The following is a 5303-nucleotide window of genomic DNA, read 5'->3' as shown; positions in this document are numbered from 1 at the left end:
TCCTTCAGTTTCATTATTGCCGTAGCAGTAATCAACTTAGAAACACTCGCAATACGGAACAAATGATCAGGCTCAACCTTCACTTTATTTTCCACATCAGCGTAACCGTATCCTTTTGCAAAAACCAGTTTTTCATCTTTTACCAAAGCAACTGAAGCCCCCTTAATTCGCCAATATTCAAGGAACCTATTAATTCTATAATCAGCTCTTTTAGTTGCTTCAGATGACGAAAGTTCGTTTGAAATACGGTGCGAGACTGGATCTAGTTTGCTATCGTAAGGTATATGTAATTCTTCTCGTTTCGACGAGCTGGTGTGCGTATCTAATAATACGACTACCAGGGTTAATATCAATATTATGATTTGTTTCACTGTCATTCTCCACATTTTATCTTATAAAGATCTCATAACAAGATGCCTTAAGGATACTTATCTCTCTATTCTTTATTCGGTACAAAAGTGACCATTTTTTCTCAATAAGCAGCCATGAAGATAAGACATTCCCTTCAAATACATGACATAAAAAAACAAGTATTTGCCTAATAATCGCAAACACAAGCGCCTTTTCTAAATTTCAAAAATTCAGATATTTATCTCTAAAAACACCAGATCAGAGCATATTTCTGTCTAAAACCAAATTAGCAAGTCAAATAGTCTGCCGCCAAATATACAAACCCAGGAAGAGAAAAAAAATTGTATATTCAATAGAACCTTTTACAGATTTGAGAAAAAAGAATTCACTCATAATTAAATTTCATGAGTTCGATTTATAATTTCAGAAGTCTAATTCACAAGTTTTACCTATATTTGCAGCGACCTTACCTTGAAACTCAACATTAAAACCTTAAGCAATAAAAGTAATTCTGAACCGTTAACTGGATTGATTCAGTTGGGTGGGCTTTTGTGCACAAATAAATTGAGTCCGAAAATAACAATAGAACAAATAGATGACAAAAGGTAAGAACACGACAATCAAACCAATAAGAAAGAGTACTCCTAAAAGAAATTCTACTCCAGCAAAAAAAGGGAAAACTAAGAGAACATTCAAAAACCGAGTTCTTCGTTTTTTGTTTTTTAGCCTGCTTATAGCTGGTTCTCTGTTTGCCTTATTTCTAGTAAGCATCTACTATGGCGCTTGGGGAAAACTACCCGATTATCATACCTTAAGAAACATCCAGAATGCTGATGCTTCGGAGGTTTATTCTGAGGATGGCAAAATTATGGGTCGCATCTACGCTGAAAATCGTACAAATATAGACTTTAGTGCTATTCCTATAAATGTAATTAACGCATTGGTAGCAACTGAAGATTCACGTTTTTATAGTCATGAAGGAATAGACGAAATCAGTTTGGTTCGCGTACTCGTTAAAACCCTGATACTTGGTAATAAAAGTTCAGGAGGTGGCAGTACACTTAGCCAGCAGCTGGCCAAGAATCTTTATCCCAGAAGAAATTTTGGTAAATTTTCAATGCCTGTCAACAAGATTAAGGAAGCCATTACTGCTTCACGTTTAGAAAAGATATATTCCAAAAAGAAAATCCTTCAACTCTATCTCAATACAGTTCCATTTGGAGAACAGGTTTTTGGTATAGAAAGTGCTTCTCGCCAGTATTTCAGTAAACCTGCCTATCAACTTAAACTAGATGAAAGTGCCGTCCTTATTGGAATGCTTAAGGCACCATCCTATTACAACCCCAGACGTTTCCCTGAGCGATCGAAACAACGTAGAAATGTGGTTCTTGGACAAATGACTAAGAATAACTTTATTTCCGAAAATAACGCGGAACAACTTAAAAGACAACCCCTAAAAATCAACTATCAGAAACAAAGTACGCATTCTGGACTTGCTCCATATTTGAGAGAACGTATTCGTATAGAAGCTGATAACATTCTTAAGAAATACACGAAAGCTGATGGTTCTTATTACGATATCTATCGAGATGGTTTAAGAATTATAAGTACGGTTGATTACAGCATGCAGACATATGCCGAAGATGCTGTTAAGTCGCATATGAAAAACCTTCAGTACCTTTTCTACAAGCACTGGGGAAGACAAAACCCTTGGGACAATAATAAGGCAATTCTAACTTCTGCAATTGAACGTTCACCTTACTACAAATCCTTAACTAAAACGGGTAAAAAGAAAAAGGAGATTGATGCACTTCTCAAGAAGAAAAGAGATATGAAAATCTTCACATGGGATGGTGAAAAAGAGGTAAAGATGAGTCCTCTTGACTCTATAAAACATTACATCAAACTGCTGAACACTGGCTTTATAGCTATGGAAAGTAACACCGGTAAAATTAAAGCCTGGGTTGGTGGTATTGATTTTAAACATTTCCAATACGATCATGTTATAGGTAGACGTCAGGTGGGTTCAATATTTAAACCTATCGTTTATGCAGCTGCTCTAGAAGCTAATTTGTCTCCATTTGATTATTATCCTAATGAGCGCAAGGTCTATTCTGAATATCAGGACTGGTCGCCAAGAAATGCTGATAACAATTACGAAGGAAGTTATAGTATGGAAGGGGCTCTGGCTGAATCAGTCAATACGATTGCAGTGGATATCATCATGGAAACAGGCATAGAGTCAACCATCCAGCTGGCTGAAGAAATGGGAATTTCTTCTCCATTACCCAATGTGCCATCTTTAGCTTTGGGAACCGCAAATATTTCGCTTTTAGAAATGATACAGGTTTATGCAAATCTTGCCAACAGAGGAAAAAGAGTAGATCCCTATTATATTTCACGAATAGAAACAAATAAAGGTGAGGTTATTGTCGATTTAAACCCGCTAGGTGCAGAATTTGAGACTAGCTTATCTCCTGAGAATGCAGATATCATTAACCATATGTTGACTGCTGTTGTGGATAGTGGCACGGCTAAAAGTTTGAGAACGGTATATGGCTTAAAAGGTGAGTTTGCGGGTAAAACAGGAACAACTCAATCGCAAGCTGATGGTTGGTATATTGGTTACAATCAAAATTTGGTTGCTGGAGCTTGGGTAGGTGCTGCCGATATGCGAGTCCATTTCCGCTCATTAGCCTTAGGCCAAGGTGCTACAATGGCTTTACCAATTTATGGTAAATTCATGCACCAGCTCAATAATAACAGCAAATACCATAGCTATTGTTCCGCTCCTTTTTTCAAACCCGATAATACAAGCTTGGCTAAACTAGACATGCCTCATTATGTGCCTCCAAGAGCTAATTTCTTCGAAAGACTGCTGGGTCTAGACAACAAAAAGGATGATAAGATAAAATTAGAGGAACATCGAACTAAACGAAAGAAAAATAGAAAATCGATCTACGATAAGATTAAATCGATTTTTGGTGGAAAAAACAAAGATAAGTAAGACTCAAAAAGCGTAATCTCACTCTTCTAACAAGTGATTTTACGCTTTTATAATACCTCCTAATTTCAAAAGTATTCTTCAATAATTACCATACATTCCTATGAGACGTGTCAATTTCTGATCCTGTCATATTTTCGTGAAACAATTCCCTCTGTATTGCCTGATGTATCTTTAAATGATAAAGATTCACTCTGAGTACCAGAAGCTACTCGTTAATTTTCACTCAGCTTATTTCAAGACGTAACAAATTTGAACAACGAAAGAATCAAATTATAACACTGAGACCAAAACAATCGTAGTACTACGACTACAACAGTCGTGACACTACGACTACAACAGTCGTGACACTACGACCACAACAGTCGTGACACTACGACCACAACGGTCGTGATACTAGGACTACAATGGTCGTAGGGCGCAAAGAAGGTTAAGACAAAGTATACAAAAAGAAGATGGCAGTTGAATAGAGCGTAAACTCTGTCAACTGCCACCATCATATTTTTGAATTAGAAAGCCTAACTGAGAGTATCCTATAATCAATGACGTACCCTTAGTTTATAAAACTAGAACCTTTTCTTCCACCAAAATCTAAGTCGCTCTAAAACTTTCACTTCAAGAGCATTGTTTTGTGGTATATATATACGTTGATTAGCTATTTCTTCAGGAAGATACTCCTGATTAACAAAGTTCCCTGGATAATCATGAGAGTATTTGTACTCTTTATTATAACCCAAATCTTTCATCAACTTGGTTGGTGCATTACGCAAATGTAGAGGCACAGATAAATTTCCAGTTTCTCTAACCAAAGCTTGAGCCTTACCAATTGCCAAATAAGACGCATTACTTTTAGCTGATGTCGCTAAGTAAATCGCTACTTCAGAAAGAATAATTCGAGATTCAGGCATGCCAACCAAATTTACCGATTGAAAACCAGCATTAGCTAAAAGCAAAGCATTGGGGTTAGCTAAACCAATATCTTCACTTGCAGATATAACCAATCGTCGAGCAATAAATTTAGGATCTTCTCCCCCTTCAATCATTCGGGCTAACCAATAGACTGCAGCATCTGGGTCGCTACCACGAATCGATTTAATTAAGGCTGATGCAATATCGTAGTGTTGTTCACCATCCTTATCGTACATGGATGGATTCTCCTGTAGTTCTTTAAGAACTAACTCATTGGTTAAAACAATTGTATCCGTCACCTGAGAATTAACCACCAACTCTAAAATATTCAGAAGTTTACGTGCATCACCCCCTGAAAATTTAATTAAAGCGTCTTTTTCTTTTACAGTAACATCCTTATCCTTTAAATAAAGGTCTTTCATTAAGGCATGGTCAATCAGATATTCTAAATCAGATTTCTCCTGAGCTTTTAGCACATAAACCTGACAACGCGAAAGCAAGGGTGAAATCACCTCAAAAGAAGGATTCTCAGTTGTTGCGCCAATCAGCGTTACAGTCCCATTCTCAACAGCTCCCAAAAGTGAATCTTGTTGCGATTTACTGAATCGATGAATTTCATCGATAAATAAAATAGGGTTTGGTGTGGAGAAAAACTTCTGTTTTTCAGCTTTTGCTATAACCTCTCTCACATCTTTCACACCAGAATTAACTGCCGATAGATTGTAAAATGGGCGATTAAGTTGATTGGCTATTATCTTAGCCAAGGTCGTTTTACCAACCCCAGGAGGTCCCCACAGAATAAAGGAGGAGATATTCCCGGATTCAATCATCTTTCGAAGAACGGCTTTCTCTCCCACCAAATGTTTTTGTCCCAAATAATTATCAAGGCTGGTAGGTCGTAATCGTTCTGCTAAAGGTTGGTTTGCTGTCATGAGACAAGGTTAAAGTGTGAAAGATAAAGGTTATGCTTCGACTACGCTCAGCAACCGGATGTTAATTAAAATTTATTGACTATCGCCAGGAACATCTCACAGCTCCG

At 37.2% G+C, this 5303-nt stretch carries 3 protein-coding genes; 1 reads left to right on the top strand and 2 read right to left on the bottom strand.

Annotated features, from left to right (window positions below; translation table 11 throughout):
- Nucleotides 1–377: serine hydrolase domain-containing protein (locus tag ABY905_RS13700; protein WP_372644821.1), on the bottom strand; the 377-nt coding region annotated here is incomplete at its 3' end.
- 569 nt (nt 378–946) lie between these two features.
- Between ABY905_RS13700 and ABY905_RS13695 the strand changes: the two genes are divergently transcribed.
- Complete coding sequence (locus tag ABY905_RS13695; protein ID WP_372644819.1) at nt 947–3358, top strand: penicillin-binding protein 1A; 2412 nt, start codon at nt 947–949, stop codon at nt 3356–3358.
- Between the two features lie 563 nt (nt 3359–3921).
- On the opposite strand, the gene ABY905_RS13690 is transcribed toward ABY905_RS13695, so the two are convergent.
- The gene (locus ABY905_RS13690; protein WP_372644818.1) at nt 3922–5196 is read right to left on the bottom strand and encodes a replication-associated recombination protein A; all 1275 of its coding nucleotides are present in this window, start codon (nt 5194–5196) and stop codon (nt 3922–3924) included.
- Nucleotides 5197–5303: the final 107 nt, after the last annotated feature.

Source organism: Ancylomarina sp. (assembly GCF_041555295.1).
Classification (GTDB): Bacteria; Bacteroidota; Bacteroidia; order Bacteroidales; family Marinifilaceae; genus Ancylomarina.
This window is presented reverse-complemented; position numbering and strand designations above follow the sequence as displayed.

Coding starts and splice junctions, on each gene's coding strand:
- ABY905_RS13695 (WP_372644819.1), top strand. CDS start 947: ATGACAAAAGGTAAGAACACGACAATCAAACCAATAAGAAAGAGTACT.
- ABY905_RS13690 (WP_372644818.1), bottom strand. CDS start 5,196: ATGACAGCAAACCAACCTTTAGCAGAACGATTACGACCTACCAGCCTT.